This window comes from Rhodospirillum sp. A1_3_36 (assembly GCF_047263945.1).
Lineage (GTDB): Bacteria > Pseudomonadota > Alphaproteobacteria > Rhodospirillales > Rhodospirillaceae > Rhodospirillum.
Genome location: NZ_JBLAVB010000007.1, coordinates 1 through 19,277, shown reverse-complemented (window position 1 = coordinate 19,277; position 19,277 = coordinate 1). Strand labels below are relative to the sequence as shown.

Sequence of the window (19,277 nt, the reverse complement as noted above, 5' to 3'; positions counted from 1 at the left end):
GCCGCGCCTTATGGCGCGTAAAAGCCCGCCTGGCGTTTGAACGCAAGAAAAGCGGCGTGGGTTTCAACCCGCGCCGCTTGGTATAAGGCCTTTGATAACGACGCACTCCGCAAAATTCTCAAAGATGCGGAAGCCGAGGCCGTTATCCCATCCAAACGGGATCGGGTTATCCCATCCAAACGGGATCGGAAAGTCCCGATCCCGCATGATGTGGACAAGTATCGAAGCGACACCTGGTGGAGAACTATTTCTCTAAAATCAAAGACTTCAGAGCAGTGAATACACGATATGACAAAACCGATACCAGCTTTGTCGTAACCGTAAACCTCGCGGCAACCATCATCGCCATGCGATAATTGTCCACAGACTCTAGATCACGATGAAATCAGGTCTGTCCGACCTGATTTCATAAACGTGATCTAAATCATATATACTCAGTGTCCTTGAAAATCCGGAAACCCTGCTTCGCAGTTTCTGGGCTCTGCCCAGACCTGCAAAGGGTCACCGACCCTTTGATCCCATTGGTAAAAAAGCGAATGGGGGTCCGGGGCCTCAGGCCCCGGTGGGGGACGGGGCAAAGACCCGCGTTTTTTGGTTTTTCAAGGAGACAGAGTATAGTTAGAGCGGAATGAGACGGAAAACCGCACACACTTTTCCTCATTCCGCTCTAAGGGGCGCAAGACCCCGGGCCCGAAACCAAGCCATTGCGGCTCGGGTCGCCTCCGGTCCCCAGCGCCAGGCGAGGGCGTCCTCTCCGGCGCCGGTTTGCAGCATGTGATAGGCTTCCACCGCTGGAATGTCGGCCAGCCAGGCCACGCCGGAGGGTTCCTGGTCCGTGACCAGGATATCCCGTTCCACCAGGAGGCCTTTCTCGACCACGATGGTCCGTTTGATCGTGATGGATCCGGTTGGCGGTTCCTCTGGGCCATGGAGGGGGAGGCTGTCCGGGAAGGATCGGCGTCTTGCCCAAAAAGGATATTCTGCGTAGCGGGTTTCCTGGAGAAGGAAATCCCGACCCAGGCGGGCTTGGCGCAGATAGGTCTCGCGGATCCGTTCCTCCAAATACCGTCGGCTCAGGGCCTCGCTGTCCGGTCCCGGGCGGGCGGCCAGGGTTTCAAGCACGGCGAAGGCGGCCAGCGCTCCGGAGACCGCCCAGAACATCCCATTGCCCGATAGGGGATCCATGCCCGCCGCCGCATCCCCCGCAGGGATCTGGCGAAGGTCGATGCTGTCGGTCGGCAGGACCGGTGCGCAGTCCCGGACCAAGGGATCCCCAAGGGGTGTCGTCTCGGACCCGCCATTGGGCCAGCCGCCGGGCCCGCCATCGGGCAGGGCACCGACCCGCGAGGCGCTCTCGAGGGCGTCGTGGAGACGGGTGGCGGGGGAGGCTCCGTCTCCCTCCCGGGCATCCAGGGTGGCCTGAACCCAGAGGCGCCCTCCCCCGGGGCGGGCGATCCACAGCCAGCCTTCGGGGAAGGGCAGGATTCGGGCTTCGGGGGCGGCGTCGCTTCGGTCTTTGAACCAACTGCCGATGGCCAAGGTCGCCGGACCGCGGGTAACCGGGCGCTTTCCATGGGCCTTGCGGCCCCGGGCATCAAGGATCCGCGAGGTGAGGATCTGGCGACCGTCCGACAGGATGACGTTGACGTCAGGTCCTGGCCCCAATCGGTCCACCGTGCCGCTGGCCGTGACCACTTTGGCGCCCGCGTCCTTCGCTGCGGTGCGCAGGTTCCGGTCGAGGCTGGCTCGCTCCACCAAGTATTCCCCATTGTGGGCGCTTTCCCGTCCGGCCCAAAGGGCCTTGCGGGGGACAAAGGGCGAGTCCTCGGGCAGGTGAGAGTCCAGGCCTTGGCTCCGTAGCCAGCCGAGCAACCGCTCGCTCAGACCCTCCAGGCGTTCGGGGGTCCGGTCCGGATCCACCAGGATAACATGGGCGCCCCGCGTTGAAGCCAACCGTGCCGCGACGGCTCCCGCTGGTCCACCCCCCAAGACGACTAAATCGGCGATCATCGCTTTGCTCCCCCTATCCGGTTCCTGGTGGCCCCCCATGGCGCCCCGTCTGATGAGGGCCGTCTTGACATTTTCGGCCAAGCGTCCGGTTTGGCTGGTCCTGGCCGAAAATGTCAAGAACGGGCATTGAAAGCTGGGTAGCCTATTTCTTGTTCACAATTGTGCGGTGCCGAAATAGTGATCATTGTGAAGGGTGGGCCTCCATTGATTGCATCGGCAATATGTGTGTCGCTTTGGTTTTTTCCCCTTGGGGTCCGTCAGGAAAGGATGGAGGAATGGGAGTGTTTTCAAGAGCATTGGTGCTTGGGGCCTGTGTTATGGCGCCGCTGAGCCTGTCGGCGGGGGTGGCGACCGCTGAGGGGCTGACCGGGGAGCAGATCGTCGCCACCAAATGCGGCGTTTGTCACCAGAAGGACGCCAGCGGCCTGATCCCGCGCATTGACGAGGGGCGCCGCACGCCCGAGGGGTGGGACATGACAGTGGTGCGCATGATGCGCAACAACGGCGTGGACCTGACGCCGGAGGAGCGGACGACCGTCGTGCAGTATCTGGCCGACACGCGGGGCCTGTCCATCGCCGAAACCGAAAGCTACCGCTACATCCTGGAGAAGATGCCCGTGGCCGAGGACGTTGGTCCGACGCAGGAATTCACCGAGATGTGCTCGCGCTGCCATAGCTTCGCCCGGGTGGGGCTGCAGCGCCGGACCAAGGACGACTGGCGCCGTCTCATGAATTTCCATCTGGGGCAGTTTCCGACCGCCGAATACCAGGCCCTTGCCCGGGATCGGGATTGGTGGCGCATCGCCAGCACTGACATGGTCGACCAGTTGGCCGAGATGTTCCCCTTGGGCGAGGCCCCCGCCAAGATCGATCCCGCCAGCCTGTCCGGGGACTGGCGTCTTGCCGGGCACTGGCCGGGCCATGGGGACTACGAAGGCAGCATGACCGCCACCCCGAAGGAGGGCGGAGACCTCTCCGTGTCCATGACGTTGTCCGTTGCGGGCAAGGAGCCGGTGACCTTCGAAGGAACCGCCCGGGTTTTCGGCGCCGGGGAATGGCGCGCCAGCCTGTCCGGCGAGGGCGGCAAGATCCGGCAGGTTCTGGCCCGCTCCGACGATGGATCCGGCCTGACAGGCCGCTGGTTCATGGTTGACGACGACGTGGTGGGCGCACCCTTGGCCGCAGTCAAGGTCGGCTCCGGCCCGGCGCTCCTGGCCGCTTCTCCGGCCTATCTGAAGCCCGGCGAAACCACTCGGGTCACCCTCACGGGCACGGATCTTTCCGGCGATCCCGATTTGGGGGCGGGCCTGGAGGCCAAGGTGGTCGAGGCCTCTGCGGGAACGGTGGTGCTCGATGTGACAGCCGCCGCCGACGCAGCGGTTGGATCCCGTGACATCTCCCTGGGCGGGGCCGAACTGCCTGGCTCCCTGGTGGTCTATGACGCTCTGGATCGGGTGGCCGTGGAACCCGCCGTGACCTTCGCCCGGGTGGGCGGCAACGGTGGTCCCATTCCCAAGGTTCCCGCCCAGTTCGAGGCGATCGGTTACCTGAACGGTCCCGATGGGGTGCCGGAAACGGAGGACGATATCCGCGTTGGCGCCATGGCAGCGACCTGGCGAAGCGAGGACTTCGACGAGACTGCGGCGGCCATGAACGACGCCACATTTGCCGGAGCGATCTCCCCCATGGGTCTGTTCACCCCCGGTCCGGCCGGTCCCAATCCGAAGCGGGTCAAGGGCACCAACAATACGGGCAACCTGTCCATCGTCGCCACCGTGGCAGATGGCGGGAAAACCCTGGAGGGCTCCGGTCAGCTTTATGTCACCGTCCAACGATTCGTCGATTGGCCGATCCGCTAACCCCGTCACATGTGAAGGAGAGACCCATGGGCATGCTGACCCTGGTTCCCCACAACGTGCATGACATCACCGTGGACGGCCAACGGATGCTGGTTCATGTCCCGTCTTCCAGCCTGTTCGAGATGGACGCGGTCAGTGCCGCAGTTCTTGATCTCTTCCGGCGGGAAGACCGGGTGTCGGCGGAGGATCTCCGCCGGGACCTGGGGGCGCGCCATGCGCTGGAGGATCTGGCCGACTGTGTGGAGTCCCTGACACGGCTGGACATCCTCCGGGATGCTGCGGTCCTCGAGTCCCCGCCCGTTATCCAGGCGGTGGAGGATATTCCCCTCAGCACAATCGTGCTGAACGTGAATACCGGCTGCAATCTGTCTTGCACCTATTGTTACAAGGAAGACCTGACCACCCCGGCCAAGGGGCTGCGGATGGGCTTCGAGACGGCCCGCCAATCGGTGGACCTGCTGTTTACCCAGGCGGCGGCCCGGGATCGGGTCAACGTCGTTTTCTTCGGCGGCGAACCCCTGACCAATCTGCCGCTCATTAAAGACGTGGTGGCCTACGCCGAAGACAAAGCCAAGGCCGAGGGTAAGGCGGTGGACTTCTCCCTGACCACCAATGCCACCCTGTTGACGGAAGAGATCGTCGACTGGCTGGATGCCCATGCCTTCGCGCTCACGGTCAGCATGGACGGCCCCAAGGCGCTCCATGACCTGAACCGCCGGACCATTGGCGGCCAAGGGAGTTACGATGTGGTGGTCGAGAAGGTCCGCATGTTGCTGGGTCGCTACCGGTCCCGTCCCATCGGTGCGCGCGTGACCCTGACCCGGGGCGTCACCGATGTCGCGGCCATCCACAAGCACTTGCATGACGAGCTGGGCTTTTACGAAGTGGGCTTCGGCCCGGTGACTTCCGGCTCCATGACCTCCTTCAACCTGCCCGAAGACGACCTGCTTCAGGTTTTCGCGGCCATGAAGGACTTGGGCGAGGCTTATGTGGAAGCGGCCATCGCCGGACGGAACATCGGGTTCTCCAACATGCACCAACTGCTCACCGACATTGCCAGGGGGACGCGCAAGGCCGTTCCCTGCGGCGCCGGTCTGGGCATGCTGGCCGTGGACGGAGAGGGGGACCTGCACCTCTGCCACCGGTTTGTGGGCTCGGACCAGCCGACCTATGGTTCGGTTTCTGGCGGCATTGATGTGACGCGCCTCGGCGCCTTCGTCGAGGCCGCCCAGGACCGCACGGGCCGGGACTGTGCCACCTGCCGGATCCGCTCCTTCTGCGCCGGCGGCTGCTACCACGAATCCTATGCGCGCTCGGGGGATCCCCATGCTCCCGTGACCCATTACTGTGACCTCATGCGGGATTGGGTGGATTTTGGCGTGAGCGCCTATACGCGCATCACCCGCGCCAATCCGTCCTTCCTCCGCCACCATGTCGAGCCCAGGAGTCTTGCGTCATGAAGCACCTGAAACCCGTCAACGATAAAGCCCGCCAACTGATCGAAGCCGCCAAGGATGGCAAGGAGGAGGAAGTGGTTGCCATGACCACTCTGGTGGGCTGCACCACCTCCTTCGACCCCGGTTGGGAAGTGGATGCCTTCGGCGGTGTCGCCGCCCTCTGCCAGCCCATGGAGGCCGACCTGTACGGCTGTTCCGACCCCTGCTGGTGGCCCGCCCAGGTGGCTGACACCCTGAACACCTATCCGGACTGGAGCTCGGACGCCCCCGCAGCCCAGGAGGATTGGCGCAATCTCCAGTCGGTCTTCCCCAAGGACAAGGGATAGGCGCCTTCCGGCGCATAGTTCCCGTTTTCCCTGGACCGACATGAAGACGAAGACACGGAGAGTTTCGGATATGAGAACACCCTTTCAAGCGGCCCTTATGGCCGCTACCTTCGCCGTTGCCCTGGCCGTCCCGGCCTTGTACACGGGCGCAGCGCTCGCCAAGGATTACATCCTGACGGCGGCCAAGCCGGACAAACTGGTGATCGTCGATCCCGACGCCATGGCGATCACCAAGACCATCCCCTTGAAGGATGGTGGCCCGATGCCCATGAACATCGTGCCCACCGCCGATGGCAAGATGGCCTATGTGCTGATCAACAAATGGGAAACCATCGTCGGGATCGACTTGGACAGCGGTGCGGAGATCATGCGCCTGAACCTGTCCGACGACACCACCCGGGTGAAAGCCATGTTCGGCGTGGATCTGTCACCGGACGGAACGACCCTGGCGGTTAACGAATCCCCGGTGAAGCTGCTGACCCATGAATATCAGGTCCAGCCCACCCGGATTTCCTTCTACGACGCCAAGACCGGCAAACTGCTCCGCCGGGCCGAGGCGCCCCGGCAGATGACCTTGGTCATGTACTCTAAGGATGGCTCCAAGCTCTATGGCCTGGGACGAGAGCTCTATGTTTTCGACGCCAAGACCGGGAAGCAGATCGCGTCCCATCCGACTCAGAACTGGGGGCGGGAGGGCTTTTACCCCACCGATATTCTGGATGTCTGGAGTCAGTGGGAGCAGGCGGGCGTGATGGCCACGCCATACTACACGGCGCGCAGTGACATGGATATGGCCGATCCCACGGCCTATTGGACCGGTCTGCTGACCCTGGACCTGGACACCGGCGAGATGGCCATGAAGAACGTGGAGAACACGGATATCTTCTATTTCTCCACGGCGGTCAGTCCTGTGGACAAAAACATCGTATACGGTGCCTATACCCAGTTGTCCAAATTCGACCTGGGCGAAGGCAAGCCGCTGAAGCGGGTGGAGTTGCCGCATAGCTATTACGCGGTCAATGTCTCCACCGACGGCTCCAAGGTGTTCGTCGGCGGGGCCATGGGAGATATCGCCGTTTTCGATGCGGAGAGCCTGGACATGCTGGGCCGGATTTCCATGCCCGGCGAGGCCAATATGTCCGTGGCTGCGGTACGGGTCATCAACCGGGATACGCCCTTCGAATAGGAGACGACCTTCCATGGTTTTCGACATGCTTCCCCCGGTCGGAATCGTGGATAGCGGCGGGCCTTCGGCCACCTTGGTTGGCGCCCGCCGCTTCTTTTCGGACGAGGATGGGGCGGTCCATATGGGGCCGCCCCATCCCGACCGCCTGGGCCATGGAACCCAGGTGGACGCTATTCTGCGCCGGGGGCTGCCCAAACTCGTTCCCCTCCATGCCCAGATCTTCGATGACCGACCGGTCACCTCTCCGGCCCGGGTGGCTGCGGCCCTCGATTGGTTGGTGGGCGAGGGTGCCCGCGTCGTTTGCCTCAGTTTGGGACTGCCCCATGACCGGGCGGTCCTGCGCGAGGCGGTGGAGCGGGCCCTTGGCGCAGGTGTCCTGTTGGTCGCGGCCTTTCCGGCACAGGGAGGGCCGTGTTTCCCGGCCGCCTATCCAGGGGTGATCGCCGCCACCGGGGATGCCCGCTGTGCCTTCGATGACATCACCTTGCTTGGCACGGAGGCCCAACCGATTTTCGGGGCTTGGTGTGCCTCACCGGAGAGAGCCGTATCCGGTGCCCCTCCCGGACCCGGCGGCGCGAGCATTGCCTGCGCCCGGTTGACAGCCCATGTGGCGGTCTTGCTGCGGGATGGTCTTGGGGCCGATCCCTTGAACATGACCGACGCCTTGCGCGCCAGGGTCCTTCATCGTGGGCGGGAAGTCCGGAGGGCCGGAGTATGACCCCACAAAACCCTTTGGCTGATCGTTTGGCGCGGAGCTTTTCCCGGTTGCTATTCGGTCCCCAAGCCGGGGAGTGGATGGCGCCGGTCCTGCGCCGCTTCCTGGGGGGGCTTGGTCTGGTGCTGGCTCTCTCTCTGGCTGTGGCTACCCTGGGACTTGCCACGCCCTATTTGACCAAATTGATCATCGACGAGGGCTTGCTGGCCAAGGATGGCGGAGCCCTGGTCCTTTGGGCCGGGCTGGCCTTCGCCGTGGGGTTGGCGGCGGTGGGGGGCGGGGCGCTCAGCGGTCTGGTTCATCTGCGCTTTTCCGCAAGAATGTTGGCCGAGGTGCGGGGGCGGGTTCTGGATGCCGTCTTGCGGCAAGGGCCCCGGCGGGGACAGGTCGGCTCCGCCCCCATTGGCGAGGTCATGACCCGCCTGGATGGCGACGCGGGGGAGGTCCAACAGTTCGCCTTCGACGCCCTGCTCTCGGGTCTGGGGGCGGTGTTGCGCCTGAGCGGCGGGGCGGTGATGCTGGCCGTTCTGGAATGGCGGCTGGCCCTGGTGGCCATTGCCCTGACGCCCCTGGAGCTGGTGTTCCTCGCCTGGGCCCGCCCCCGCACGGAGCGGATGGCCGCCCGGGTCCGGGAGCGCCGGGGAGTCCTCTCCTCTTTCCTGGCCGAAAGTGTGGCGGGCCTGGGCGTGATCCGTGCCTTGGGGGCCGAGGGGGCGCGGCGCACCGCGCTGGACGCGCCGCAGGAGGCTCAGGTGGACGCCCTGATGGCCCAACGGCGCTGGCGGGAAGTGACCACGGCGGTTCCCTCCATCCTCGGCGCCCTGGCCCGGACCGCGACTTTGCTGTTGGGGGGATGGTGGGTGATTCAGGGGCAATGGCCCCTGGGCTCTTTGGTGGCCTTTCTCGGCTATTTGGGATTTCTGACCGGCCCGCTGCGCACTCTGCTCGGCCTGTACCACGCCCAGGCGCGGGTCAAGGTGGCCGTCGCCCGCATTCTGGACCTGCTGGGCGAAGGGGAAAGCGGAGGGGAGAAAGCGGGGCAGTCCCGACCACGGGAGCCGGTGCCGTCCGGCCCGGGTGTCCTGGCTCTGGAAGGCGTTGGCTTTGCCCATGGCCCAACCCTGGATCCGGTGGTGGAGGACCTCTCCTTGACCCTGCCCGCAGGCAGGAAAATCCTGTTAAAGGGAGAGTCCGGGCGGGGCAAGACCACCCTGATCGGTTTGTTGACCGGCGGCCTTCTGCCCGATCGGGGGCGGGTGACCCTCGAGGGCGTCGATATCGCCCGACTGGACTCCCAGGCCCTGCGGCGGGCGGTGGTTGTGGTGCCTCAGGTGGGGTGGGTCTTCCAGGGGACCATCGCCGATAACCTGCGGCTTGCCGCGCCGGACGCTACCGAGGCGGACCTGTGGCGGGTGCTGGATCTGGTCGGTCTGGGCGATTGGCTGAAACGGGATCGCCAGGGCTTGGACACGGAAGCCCGGGAGCGGGGCCTGGACCTGTCCGGCGGCCAGCGGCAGCGCTTGGCCCTGGCCCGGGCGCTTCTGGTGCCCTTCAGGGTGTTGATCCTGGATGAAAGCCTGTCGGAAGTGGATGGGGATTCGGCGGCGGCCATCGTTGCGGCCATCGACGGCGCCTATCCCGAGCGGACCCGGATCCTGGTCGCCCATGCGGGGGCCGAGCGCTTGGGCCCCTTCGATCAGGTGGTCGACTTGGACAGAAACGCGTTCCGCCGGACGGATCGGGGGGAGGTGCCGAACCAGCGGGTGAAGGCCCGGGTGAAGGCCGTTTGATCCGAATACCCCAGGTGGAGGGCGATTTCCCCCAGGCTCAACCGGGTGCGGGTCAAATAGGCGCTGGCCAGGGCTTGGCGGGTTTCATCGACGATGTCCTGGAAGGTCTTGCCTTCTTCCTCCACCAGGTGACGGCGCAGACCTCGGGGAGACATACCGAGGGTTTTCGCAATGGTTTCCTGGTCCACGGCGCCGTCATCCATGCCCTGGAACAGCAGCAGACGGACCCGGGCGGACAGGGGCTGGGCGGCGACCAGGGCATGGGTGCTTCGTTCGAGATGACCGCTGATGGCCTGAAAATCCGTCGTTGGGCCATCGGTTTGGCGCTGGTCTAGCAAAGAGACGGGAAAGCTCAGGCTGTTGAGGGCGGCGCCATGGTGGATGGTCCCCCTGATGTGACCGGCCAGGGCGCGGCTGCCGGGGTTGCGGTCGTGTTCCAGTTCCACGGTCAAGCTGTCTCGGCTGGCCGCCCCGGCGAACCGGTGGATAAGGCAGGCGATGACGGCCAGGGTCAATTCGGCGTCCTGTTGGCGGGGCCAGATGGTCGGGTCGAGGATGGCATATTTCATCGTCGCCACGTCTCCGTCGACCTGGAACCGTAAATAGGTGCTGGTCTGAATGGAGGCGAAACTGTCGCCCAGGCAGGTCAGGGCATCGCCCAAGGTGGGGGCGAGGGACAGGGCCAGACCCGTTTCACCCAGGTCGGCCATGTCGATGGTCTCACCCAGGCGCCAGCCCAATATGGGATTACCGGTTATCTGGCTGAGATCTTCCATGGCACCGACGAAGGCGCTTAGGGGGATGAGGCTTTCCTCCCCCTCTGCCAACCGTCCTTCGTCGAGGTTGTTACGGCCCAGAACATCGGCCCTCTGGCCCTCGGAGAGGGACAGGCGCCGGTGAAAGGACATTAGCGGGCGGGCTCTGATCCTTGGCGTCCCCACGGGTTGCGATCCCTTCGGGTTGCGAAATGATGACTGGGTTAGTATTGGTCATGTTGCCTGCGGGAACAAGGGCGGGATCGGTTGGTCCGTGATGGGAGCTGCCTGCGCCCTTCGGGATCAATGCACTGAACCGGAGAGGGGAAGAAACTCCATGGCGTCCCTGGATCGCATCGATATGAACATCCTGCGTGCCCTTCAGGCCGATGGCCGACTGACCAACGCGGAATTGGCCACAAGGGTGAATATCAGCCCGGCCACCTGCCACCGCCGGACCCAGCGTCTGTTTGAAGAGGGGACGCTCACCGGCGTGCGCGCCGCAGTGGCGCCCGAGGCCGTCGGCCTGGGCACCCTGGTCATGGTGGGGGTGGTGCTGGACCGGTCCACCTCGGAAAGCTTCGCAGCCTTCGAGGCGGCAGCGATCAAACTGGATATGGTTCTGGATTGCCAATTGGTGGCCGGAGATTTCGACTATCTGCTCAAGATCCGGGTCCGGGACATGGCCGCGTTCAACAGGCTGCATGGGGCGGCGCTGATTGCCTTGCCCGGGGTACGTCAAACCCGGACCTTTTTCGTGATGAAAGAGGTCAAGGAGAACGCGCCCCTACCGTTTTGACTCTTTTCGGGCGGGGTAAGGGGATCTAACCTGGATCAAATGGTTAGAGCGGAATGAGGACGGAAAACCGGTGTCCACTTTTCCTCATTCCGCTAATGAGACAGTATTTCCATGAAATGGGACCGATGGGTCTGTATCGGAGGACGGTGTCATGCATTTCGGTATTCTGGGCGCGGGCGCGGTGGGCTGCTATTACGGTGCGCGTCTGGCCCAAGCGGGTCACCGGGTGACCCTTGTTGGGCGCCCCGCCTTCGCCGAAGCGGTCGCAGCCCATGGCTTGCGCCTGAAGACAGCCGAGTTTGACGGTGCCGTGGCGGTGGACGGTGCCTCTGATGCTTCGGCCTTGGCCGGATGCGAGGTGGTTCTGTTTTGCGTGAAGTCCGGTGATACGGAGGAGGCGGGGCGCCAACTTCTTCCGCACCTGGGCCCGGAAACGGTGGTTCTGTCTTTGCAGAACGGTGTGGACAATGCCGAGCGCCTGTCTGCGGTTCTCGGGCGGTCCGTGGTTCCTGCGGCGGTCTATGTAGCCTCGGAAATGGCTGGGCCGGGCCATGTGCTGCACCATGGTCGGGGGGAGCTGGTGATCGGCGACTCTCCGGCCAACGCCACCCTGACCAAGGTCCTGCCCCAGGCTGGAATCCCGGTGACGGTCTCCGATACGGTGATCCGTTCCCTTTGGGAGAAACTGGTTTTGAACTGCGCCTACAATGCTTTGTCTGCGGTGACCCAGATGCCCTATGGGCAGATCGTTGCCGTCGAAGGGGTGAAGGAGACCATGGAGGATGTGCGTAGGGAATGCATTGCGGTGGCCGGTGCCTTGGGGATTGCCCTGAAGGACCCAACGATTGATTATATTTTAGGGCTGGCCCGGACCATGCCCAACCAGTTTTCGTCCACTGCCCAGGACATGGCCCGGGGCAAGGCGACGGAGATTGATCACTTGAATGGCTATGTGGTGCGCAAGGGCGCGGATCTGGGGGTGTCGACCCCGGTCAACCGGTTGTTGGTGGCCATGGTCAAATTGGCCGAAGCCAAGATGGGCGCGTAACGGGTGTCTTGGAGCGGAGGGGGGGCGCTGAACCAGCCCGACTGTCCCGACCCTCACGCCCTTTCCGGTCAGCCAGAAGTGAGGCCCCGGGCCATGAGAACGGCTTGGGTCCGGTTATCCACGTCAAGGGCCTTCAGGATCCCCGTGACATGGGTTTTGACCGTCGACAGATTCAAACCCAAGCGGTTGCCGATTTCCATATTGGAGAGACCTTGGCTCATCAGGGCCAAGACCTCCCGCTGACGTCGGGTCAGGCCCGCCAGGCGGGGATCTTCGGGCGCCTGGGTGACCATCGACCGATCCAGGCCGGGGGCGAGGCTGGCATCCAGCGCCAGGGCGGGTGCCGTGGTCTTGTTGTCAGTCAGACCGCTCACTTGGGCCGGAATGTAGGTGCCTCCTCCCGCGACCAGTTTGAGCAGGGTTCCGATCAGGGCTTCGTCGGTGGATTTGGGGATGAACGCTCTGACGCCTTGGCGCAAGACGGCGCGTATGTCATCGACGTTTTCCATCATGGAAAAGACGGCGACGGGGATGGGGCCTGCCGCATCGACAATGCGACGGATTTGCCCCAAGCCTTCGTATCCAGGCATCTGCAGGTCCATCACGACCATGTCTAACAGGGGGCTGGCGTGGGTCAGGCGTTCCTCCAATTGGGGATAGCCTCGAACCTCCTCGAAGTCGGTGTCGTCCTCCAGGTCCTGGAAAATGAATTTCAGGGCGTTGCGGATGATTGAATGGTCATCTGCGAGTAGGACTCGCATGGGCATGGGGCTCCAATTTCATGGGCGGCCCACCGGGGGAGACGCGGTGTTCCGGGGTGGCTGGTCAATTTGGAAGAAACGCGTGGAAGCGGGAACTCCGTCGTAGGGTCATGTTTGACCGATATATTGATCTAGAGTGCTCTGAGATCAAGTTGGGCCAATTCTCGGCCTAACTTGGCCTTGGAGCATTCTAAGCGTTGCCCACTCCGAAGGAGCGTTTTATGCAACGGACCAAACACAAAGATAAACGATGTTTCCTCTATAGATAGAAGATTCGAGGGGTGAGATCAATTCGCCTGGTTGGCTGCAAGGTACATGACAGGGGATGTTTTCCCGCCACGGGGCTGTGCCCTGTCCCCCACTGGGATCTTATTCTCAGAAGAGAAATGGGGGTTTGGGGGCATTTGCCCCCAAATGGGCTTGGGCAATCGCCCAAAAAGTATAAGGCACGGTCCTGTCCCGTGGGTTGCTTGGTGCGTTACTCAAGATGATCCAGTTTTCCTCTCATTCTATAAGTTTTAGAGTATCTCCGAGGCCAAGTTTGCTCGCGAAGCGACCCAAGTTGATCTCGAAATACTCTATGGGGCGATATATTGCAGAGAGGTCTGGTCGATGCTTCCCTGGGACCATTGGGGGGTGGTGCTCAGGCGTTCCTCCAGGTCCTCCGGGGTCAGGGGGTGGCCATGCAGGTATCCCTGCTGCATGTGGCATCCCGCTTCCCTGAGCCAATCGGCTTGGTCCTGACGCTCAACGCCCTCGGCGAGGACATCCAGACCCAATTCCCGGGCGAGGGCCAGGACAGCGCGGATGATCGCGCTATCTTCCATATTGCCGGGGAGTTCGCCAACGAAGGTTTTATCGATTTTCAGCCTGTCCAGCGGGAATTCCCGCAGGTAGCTGAGAGACGCGAAGCCCGTTCCGAAGTCATCGATGACCACCTGGAACCCAAGACTGCGCAGTCGACGCAGGAGGTCTTTCGTTCGGGTTGAAATGCGCATCATCACTGTTTCGGTGATTTCGATGGCCAGATCTTGGGGCCGCGCACCGGTAGATGCCAGCATATTGGCCATGAAGTCGTATAGGTCGTCCGCTTCGAAATGGCGGGCAGACAGGTTGATCGCGACCGGGGGAAAGGACAAGCCCTTGTCCCGCCAGCTTCGGGATTGGCGACAGGCTGTCTCCATCACCCAACGGTCCAGAGTCGCATGGAGACCGGACTGTTCGACGAAGGGCAGGAAGTCTTCTGCGGCGACAAGGCCTCGATTGGGGTGATTCCAGCGGACCAAGGCTTCCAAACCGGTTAGGCGACCGGTGCTGGCATCGACTTGGGGTTGGTAGCGGAGTTCCAGGCGGTTCTCCGCCAGCGCCTGACGGAGAGAGCTTTCCATCGCCAGGATTTCCCGGGCGCGGATGTTCAGGTCCCCATCGAAAAACTGAAAATTGTTCCGTCCCAGGGCCTTGGCGTGATTCATGGCGGCGTTGGCGTGACTGATCAGGGTCGTCAGATCATCGCTGTCTCGGGGAAACAGACCCAGGCCGAGGCTTGTCGTGACATAGATACTCTGGCCCCCGATGGTGAAGGGATGTTCGAAGGCACCGATCAGGCGACTTGCCATGTTTCGGGCCGATAGGGGGGTTTCCAATCCGCCGAGGAGCATGAGGAATTCGTCTCCGCCGTAACGCGCGACAAGGTCACTTGGTCCGGCAAGAGCAGACAGGCGGCGGGCGACGAGCGCGAGAAGGGCGTCGCCATTCTCCTGGCCAAGACTGTCATTGATGGTCTTGAACCGGTCAATGTCGATGAAGGCGATGGCCACCAGCCCCCCATCTTTCCGAGCGAGGGGCAGCGACCGGTCGGCCAGGGTCAGGAAGAACTCCCGATTGGGCAAACCCGTCAAGGGATCCTGCTGGGCGAGGGTGCGGATGCGTTTGCGCATGGTCTCGAAGGCTTCTGCCAAGGCACCAATTTCGTCTGTGCGCTCAAGATTGAGGGGGGTGTTCAGATCGCCGGTCTGGGTAATGGTTGTGATGTGCCGCTGCAAGCGCGCAAGGGGATCAAGGATGATGCGTCGGGTCGCGGTCGCGAAGGTGAGGATGAACAGCAGCCCTCCTCCCGTGGCGACCAGGATGGCCAACCGGATGGCTTCTAACCCAAGGGGTTCGAGCCGCTTGGGCAGTGTGATCACGGCAACGGCCAGCGGCGTGCCATCCAGGCCGTCCAGCCGGTTGGCCAGGGAGACCTGCTTTCCGGCTGTCCCAACGCTCCGGATGCTTTGGGTTGGGGAATCGGCCACCAGCAGGGCGCGTGCCTGGTCAGGGATCGGTGATCTGTTCGCTATCCCCCCTGTGCCTTGGCCTTCCCCATCCGGTTCGATCGTGTTGGCCGACCACAGCGTTACATCGATGTCTGTATACTGGGGAATATGCTGGCTCATAATGTAGTCGAGCCGACGCCCCATGATCAGAACACCCCGGGCGGGGCCTTCATCGCCACTGGTCAGGATGGCTTGGGCGGAGGCCAGAAGGGGCCCTATGGGCGAGGGGATGAGGCCAACGCTCCCTTCGGGCGCGCTGAGGGCCTCCTGGAAAAGAGTTTTGGCCGATGGCCCGTTCTTTGCCCCGTCCAGCGAGAAGTCCATGCCTTGTTTCAGGGGGGCGTTCAGGGCTCGGTCCAGGGTCGTCGACCAGATTGTCCGCCCCTCACTGTCCAGTATGGCGAAGAAATGCACCTCGCAATTGATGAAGCTCGAGGGCACCAGATTGGCTGCCTCGAAAGCGCGATCCCGGGTCAGGGCGTACTCATAGGTGTCGTCCCAATGGGCCCAAACCTTGGTCAGCCGTCGCAGTCCTTCCGCTTCCCCTTTCAAGGTTGCCAGGACCGTGGCCATGCTCTCCTGGGCGCTGATGCGCTCGATATCATCGAATGTCGGACGGACGACCACCCAGAGGGCAGTCGCGAGAACGGCTGTAAGACACGCCAAAAGGGCGGCGGATAGGAGTGCGACCTTCAGGCGAAGCGACATGAATGGATCCAATTAGGGGCGGCAAAAGTTGATCATAATAGACTGGCATGGACGATCGGTTTTCGCAATTGTCACCCATGAGCAACGATCCCTTTCCCGGTAAAAAAAATCCGCGGCCAATTCAATGGGGCAAAGTGGGCAAGATCGATGTCAGAGGACGACCTGGCCTGTTCATATGGCCGATACCCTTAGGCTGGTGTAGGGTCGCCGGGCTGAACAATGGCGGAGGAGAGCGTGTCCCAAGGGGCCAGCACCGTTACGGTGGACTTGACGGCGGTCATCGTTGCGGTGACCGCTGCGGATCCGCGCGTTCTGGTGGTTCGAAGGTCCGATGTGGCGGCGGATTGGTTCCCCTCCGGCCCCCTGCGTGAGGAGCACCGGACCCTGCAAGCGGGCCTGCGGTCCTGGGTGGAGCACCAAACCCGTCTGCGCCTGGGCCATGTGGAGCAGCTCTACACCTTCGGCGACCGGGACCGCACCCTGGTAGAGGACCGACGCCCGGACGCCCGCGCCCTGTCTCTGGCCTATCTGGCCCTGACTCGGGAGGCGGGCCTTGTTGGCGGAAACGGGGAAGGCAGAAACGGGGAGGAGACGGGTGCCATGGAGGCAACCTGGCGGTCCTGGTACGACTACCTCCCCTGGGAGGACCGGCGCGATCGGGACGCAGCGGAGCGGTCGGTGCTGGCGACCCGCCTGGGGGCTTGGGCGCGGGGAGAGTCTGACCGCTATGCCCGCAAGGACCGCCTGAACCGGGTCATTCTGGCCTTTGGTCTGGACGGCCAGCCCTGGGATGAGGAACGCTGTCTCGAACGTTACGAACTGCTGTATGAGGCCCGGCTGATCCCCGAGGCCTGGGCCGACGCCCATATGCCCGTGCCCGAGGCGGTGCGGGAACTGGGTGGACGGCCCATGGCGGCGGACCACCGGCGCATTCTGGCGACGGCGGCGGGGCGCTTGCGGGCGAAGATCAAATACCGCCCGGTTCTGTTCGAACTGATGCCCGAGAGCTTTACCCTGCTGCACCTGCAACGCACGGCGGAGGCCCTGGCCGGGGCGGGGCTGCACAAGCAGAATTTCCGGCGGTTGGTGGAGCAGAACCGGCTGGTGGAGGAAACCGGCGAGGTCTTCTCCGAGACCGGAGGCCGCCCGGCGAAACTGATGCGCTTCCGGCCAGAAATCCGCCAGGAGCGGCCCTCATCCGGGGTGCGCCTGAAGGCCCGACCGGGGGCGTGAGGGGCGGAAGACGGCGGAACGGCTCCGTTATTTTGTCCGTCACTGGGCAGGCTCGCTGGGATTCGTAGAGCTTCATTTCAACTTGATATTTTTTGCTTTCGTCATCCTCGCGCACGCGGGGATCCAGGGTTGATTTCGCTGTCGATGGTGAAGTGCGCTTGGGTCACGTCAACCGCCTCTGTCCGTTGTCCCCGCCCTGGATTCCCGCCTTCGCGGGAATGACGAAAAGAAACAATCGTTTAGACGGCGTCGGGGCGGGCTTAACAAGCATGCGTCCCTTTCGCGCCTAGGCGGGGATGTGTAGCGCGCCACTTGATTTTGGAGTGCGCGACACATGGTTTTGGAGAAAAATAGCTGGGCTGGGGCGGCCACCAGCGCGATGAGTGAGTCATTGAACCAACCCAAGGAACAAGCCAATGACGACCTCCGAACTCACCGCAGCCATCGACGTTAATATTCAACTTCTTGACGGGATCCTCTACCAAATGGCCTCCGATGCCAGCGAAGCTGCCAGTGCCAGCGAAGAAGGCCGGACCAATGAAGCTATTGGCTGGCTCTCAACCATTAAAACCTCGCTGGTCGAGGCCGAAGCCCTGTTGGGCGCCACAATCGTCATCAATAAGGCGAGAAGGGCATCACTATGACCGAAGCTCGTAAACGCATCGAGGCGATCATCCAAACCAAAATCGAAAACGGCTCGGACCGCGACGCGGTCCTCCTGACCATCGCCCAGGAGTATTTCCATGTCGAGACGCTTGAAGAGCGGCACAGCGACAGCCTCGACTTCCACGATACCTCAGTGTGGTCGATGAAGTGGGCCCTTGAGGCCGCTTACCGGGCTGGCAAGGAAAGCGGGGCCTAAGCCCCGCCTCCCGAAATCAACAACTCCACCACCGTCCTGGGCCTGCCCGAGACCGTGTAAACGGTCTCGACCCGCTCGATAGTCGCCCGACCTGCATACAGAGCTTCAATCTGTGGCACGTCATTAATGGACAGAATAAAGTGTCCGCGAAGGTCCAGAAGGGCATCCGCAAGGCGGGCATGGTCCTCCCTCGCGAAAAGGCCAGGGCCGTAGTAGCCCTCGCAGTCGAAGTATGGCGGGTCTGCGTAGAACAGGGCTCTGGGACCATCGTATCTGCGCAGGAATTCCGTCCAGTCCATATTCTCAATAACGGTATGTGACAGCCTGCGTTGAACGGCCCCCAGGTTCGCGAGGAGCCGATCCACGGATAGACCTTTACAGCCGTTGCCCCGCGCCGGGAAACTCTTCGAGGTGGGCTTGCCCCCGTAATTGAGCCTCTGCAGGAAGAAGAAACGGGCCGCCCGCTGGACATCGGTCATGGTCGCGGGATCCACGAGCAGGAGACGCTCGAATTCCGCCCTGGCCACAAGCGCCAACCTCATTTCATCCACCAACGCCTGGGGATGGTGCTTGGCGATGCAGAACAGGTTGACCACGTCCTCGGATCGGTCATTGACTGCTTCGAACTTTGGTTTCCGCTCCCGCGCCAGAAAGACCGATCCCATACCGATGAACGGCTCGGCATAAAGATCGTGGTCGATGGCTTCGATGCGGCGGATGATCTGCGGGGCGAGGCGGCGCTTACCGCCCACCCACGACACAAGACTACGCAGGGGCTTTACCGGGATCATACCCGTTCTCCGTTGTTTTTGGCGTGCATTGACGCTCGGAGTCGGGGCTCGGAACGGCCCTCCAGCTTAAAGTCGCCCGACATCTTGGGCACTTGATGGTCACTCGACCATAAGGAATTCCCTCGATTTGTGCGAGCATTTTATGACACGAGGGACACCGGATAGACTCCTCCAAAATTTTTTCCTAAAACTTCCCCGCCTCCGTGCGGGGTGGCGGGATCGGCCAGTCTGGCCGGATTGGTTGTGGGGGCTGCTTCCCCCGGCTCGGGCGGCTGCAACCGCCCGGCCCCCGCCTGCGCGGGGGATGGGGTCGAAAATACAGACCGCTCACCTTGGCGGTTCTGGCCAAATTGGAGCAAGCGGGTCCGGGGTAACGTCCGGCAAATCCCGCAGCGCCTGGCGATAGTTTTTCCATGCGGCCATGGCGTCGTCCGACAACGGACTATCCGACGCAACACGCCAGTCCGAGGCCGCGAGCAACTGATCACGTCTGTGCCGCAGGCAGGACCATCCTTGTTCAAGTGTCAGTGATGGCGGATCGACAGCGACAGGGCCGCCGTCCTCACCGGCAACAATCTCCAAACCGGACGCCAGAGCCGCCAGCAGTTCGTCGTAGTGGTTGTCGGATATTTCGACTGCATCGAGTGGCATTTGATTGCCAT

General features: G+C 62.8%; 18 protein-coding genes. 11 read left to right on the top strand and 7 right to left on the bottom strand.

All coding sequences use genetic code 11. The features are described 5' to 3' along the window. Positions 1-657: 657 nt before the first annotated feature. Positions 658-2,010 (bottom strand): NAD(P)/FAD-dependent oxidoreductase, encoded by a 1,353-nt coding sequence (locus tag ACLIRY_RS15545; protein WP_413206331.1) that lies wholly within the window; start codon positions 2,008-2,010, stop codon positions 658-660. Between the two features lie 275 nt (positions 2,011-2,285). Here ACLIRY_RS15545 and peaA point away from each other — a divergent pair, with 275 nt between their 5' ends. The 6 genes from peaA (at position 2,286) to ACLIRY_RS15515 (ending at position 9,343) form a co-directional block, all read left to right on the top strand. Further along, complete coding sequence (peaA, locus tag ACLIRY_RS15540; RefSeq protein ID WP_413206330.1) at positions 2,286-3,869, top strand: quinohemoprotein amine dehydrogenase subunit alpha; 1,584 nt, start codon at positions 2,286-2,288, stop codon at positions 3,867-3,869. Positions 3,870-3,895: 26 nt separating this feature from the next. Further along, entirely contained in the window at positions 3,896-5,329 is a 1,434-nt protein-coding gene (gene peaB / locus ACLIRY_RS15535; RefSeq protein WP_413206329.1) for a quinohemoprotein amine dehydrogenase maturation protein, read from the top strand. Then, complete coding sequence (qhpC, locus tag ACLIRY_RS15530) at positions 5,326-5,652, top strand: quinohemoprotein amine dehydrogenase subunit gamma (RefSeq protein WP_413206328.1); 327 nt, start codon at positions 5,326-5,328, stop codon at positions 5,650-5,652. Before peaB ends, qhpC begins: the two co-directional genes overlap by 4 nt. Before the next feature lie 70 nt (positions 5,653-5,722). Next, the gene (gene peaD, locus ACLIRY_RS15525) at positions 5,723-6,838 is read left to right on the top strand and encodes a quinohemoprotein amine dehydrogenase subunit beta (protein WP_413206327.1); all 1,116 of its coding nucleotides are present in this window, start codon (positions 5,723-5,725) and stop codon (positions 6,836-6,838) included. Between the two features lie 13 nt (positions 6,839-6,851). Then, a complete protein-coding gene (locus ACLIRY_RS15520) occupies positions 6,852-7,556 on the top strand; it encodes a hypothetical protein (protein ID WP_413206326.1) in 705 nt (234 codons plus the stop codon). Then, complete coding sequence (locus ACLIRY_RS15515; protein ID WP_413206325.1) at positions 7,553-9,343, top strand: ABC transporter ATP-binding protein; 1,791 nt, start codon at positions 7,553-7,555, stop codon at positions 9,341-9,343. The genes ACLIRY_RS15520 and ACLIRY_RS15515 overlap by 4 nt, the downstream gene beginning before the upstream one ends. Here ACLIRY_RS15515 and ACLIRY_RS15510 read toward each other — a convergent pair. Then, the gene (locus tag ACLIRY_RS15510) at positions 9,250-10,251 is read right to left on the bottom strand and encodes a helix-turn-helix domain-containing protein (protein ID WP_413206324.1); all 1,002 of its coding nucleotides are present in this window, start codon (positions 10,249-10,251) and stop codon (positions 9,250-9,252) included. The two genes, ACLIRY_RS15515 and ACLIRY_RS15510, sit on opposite strands and share 94 nt — an antisense overlap. A 184-nt stretch (positions 10,252-10,435) precedes the next feature. Here ACLIRY_RS15510 and ACLIRY_RS15505 point away from each other — a divergent pair, with 184 nt between their 5' ends. Beyond that, positions 10,436-10,897, top strand: coding sequence for an Lrp/AsnC family transcriptional regulator (locus tag ACLIRY_RS15505; protein WP_413206323.1), 462 nt, complete (start codon positions 10,436-10,438; stop codon positions 10,895-10,897). Positions 10,898-11,048: 151 nt separating this feature from the next. After that, complete coding sequence (locus tag ACLIRY_RS15500) at positions 11,049-11,945, top strand: ketopantoate reductase family protein (protein ID WP_413206322.1); 897 nt, start codon at positions 11,049-11,051, stop codon at positions 11,943-11,945. A gap of 68 nt (positions 11,946-12,013) precedes the next feature. On the opposite strand, the gene ACLIRY_RS15495 is transcribed toward ACLIRY_RS15500, so the two are convergent. Both ACLIRY_RS15495 and ACLIRY_RS15490 read right to left on the bottom strand, forming a co-directional pair. Next, complete coding sequence (locus tag ACLIRY_RS15495) at positions 12,014-12,706, bottom strand: response regulator (RefSeq protein ID WP_413206509.1); 693 nt, start codon at positions 12,704-12,706, stop codon at positions 12,014-12,016. A gap of 578 nt (positions 12,707-13,284) precedes the next feature. Then, positions 13,285-15,729: an EAL domain-containing protein gene (locus ACLIRY_RS15490; protein WP_413206321.1), complete on the bottom strand. Its 2,445-nt coding sequence runs from the start codon at positions 15,727-15,729 to the stop codon at positions 13,285-13,287. 234 nt (positions 15,730-15,963) lie between these two features. Between ACLIRY_RS15490 and ACLIRY_RS15485 the strand changes: the two genes are divergently transcribed. From ACLIRY_RS15485 to ACLIRY_RS15475, 3 genes are all read left to right on the top strand, one after another. Then, positions 15,964-16,962: an NUDIX hydrolase gene (locus ACLIRY_RS15485; RefSeq protein ID WP_413206320.1), complete on the top strand. Its 999-nt coding sequence runs from the start codon at positions 15,964-15,966 to the stop codon at positions 16,960-16,962. Between the two features lie 416 nt (positions 16,963-17,378). Beyond that, complete coding sequence (locus tag ACLIRY_RS15480) at positions 17,379-17,606, top strand: hypothetical protein (protein WP_413206319.1); 228 nt, start codon at positions 17,379-17,381, stop codon at positions 17,604-17,606. Beyond that, the gene (locus tag ACLIRY_RS15475; protein WP_413206318.1) at positions 17,603-17,824 is read left to right on the top strand and encodes a DUF6900 domain-containing protein; all 222 of its coding nucleotides are present in this window, start codon (positions 17,603-17,605) and stop codon (positions 17,822-17,824) included. Before ACLIRY_RS15480 ends, ACLIRY_RS15475 begins: the two co-directional genes overlap by 4 nt. On the opposite strand, the gene ACLIRY_RS15470 is transcribed toward ACLIRY_RS15475, so the two are convergent. From ACLIRY_RS15470 to ACLIRY_RS15460, 3 genes are all read right to left on the bottom strand, one after another. Beyond that, complete coding sequence (locus tag ACLIRY_RS15470; protein ID WP_413206317.1) at positions 17,821-18,615, bottom strand: DNA adenine methylase; 795 nt, start codon at positions 18,613-18,615, stop codon at positions 17,821-17,823. The genes ACLIRY_RS15475 and ACLIRY_RS15470 overlap by 4 nt on opposite strands. Beyond that, on the bottom strand, positions 18,590-18,790 hold the full coding sequence (locus ACLIRY_RS15465; RefSeq protein ID WP_413206316.1) for a Com family DNA-binding transcriptional regulator: 201 nt from the start codon (positions 18,788-18,790) through the stop codon (positions 18,590-18,592). Before ACLIRY_RS15465 ends, ACLIRY_RS15470 begins: the two co-directional genes overlap by 26 nt. Positions 18,791-18,942: 152 nt before the next feature. Further along, positions 18,943-19,277: tail fiber assembly protein (locus tag ACLIRY_RS15460; protein ID WP_413206315.1), on the bottom strand; the 335-nt coding region annotated here is incomplete at its 5' end.

Coding starts and splice junctions, on each gene's coding strand:
- peaB (WP_413206329.1), top strand. CDS start 3,896: ATGGGCATGCTGACCCTGGTTCCCCACAACGTGCATGACATCACCGTG.
- ACLIRY_RS15475 (WP_413206318.1), top strand. CDS start 17,603: ATGACCGAAGCTCGTAAACGCATCGAGGCGATCATCCAAACCAAAATC.
- ACLIRY_RS15495 (WP_413206509.1), bottom strand. CDS start 12,706: ATGCGAGTCCTACTCGCAGATGACCATTCAATCATCCGCAACGCCCTG.
- ACLIRY_RS15500 (WP_413206322.1), top strand. CDS start 11,049: ATGCATTTCGGTATTCTGGGCGCGGGCGCGGTGGGCTGCTATTACGGT.
- ACLIRY_RS15505 (WP_413206323.1), top strand. CDS start 10,436: ATGGCGTCCCTGGATCGCATCGATATGAACATCCTGCGTGCCCTTCAG.
- peaA (WP_413206330.1), top strand. CDS start 2,286: ATGGGAGTGTTTTCAAGAGCATTGGTGCTTGGGGCCTGTGTTATGGCG.
- ACLIRY_RS15490 (WP_413206321.1), bottom strand. CDS start 15,729: ATGTCGCTTCGCCTGAAGGTCGCACTCCTATCCGCCGCCCTTTTGGCG.
- ACLIRY_RS15515 (WP_413206325.1), top strand. CDS start 7,553: ATGACCCCACAAAACCCTTTGGCTGATCGTTTGGCGCGGAGCTTTTCC.
- ACLIRY_RS15470 (WP_413206317.1), bottom strand. CDS start 18,615: ATGATCCCGGTAAAGCCCCTGCGTAGTCTTGTGTCGTGGGTGGGCGGT.
- ACLIRY_RS15510 (WP_413206324.1), bottom strand. CDS start 10,251: ATGTCCTTTCACCGGCGCCTGTCCCTCTCCGAGGGCCAGAGGGCCGAT.
- peaD (WP_413206327.1), top strand. CDS start 5,723: ATGAGAACACCCTTTCAAGCGGCCCTTATGGCCGCTACCTTCGCCGTT.
- qhpC (WP_413206328.1), top strand. CDS start 5,326: ATGAAGCACCTGAAACCCGTCAACGATAAAGCCCGCCAACTGATCGAA.
- ACLIRY_RS15520 (WP_413206326.1), top strand. CDS start 6,852: ATGGTTTTCGACATGCTTCCCCCGGTCGGAATCGTGGATAGCGGCGGG.
- ACLIRY_RS15545 (WP_413206331.1), bottom strand. CDS start 2,010: ATGATCGCCGATTTAGTCGTCTTGGGGGGTGGACCAGCGGGAGCCGTC.
- ACLIRY_RS15480 (WP_413206319.1), top strand. CDS start 17,379: ATGACGACCTCCGAACTCACCGCAGCCATCGACGTTAATATTCAACTT.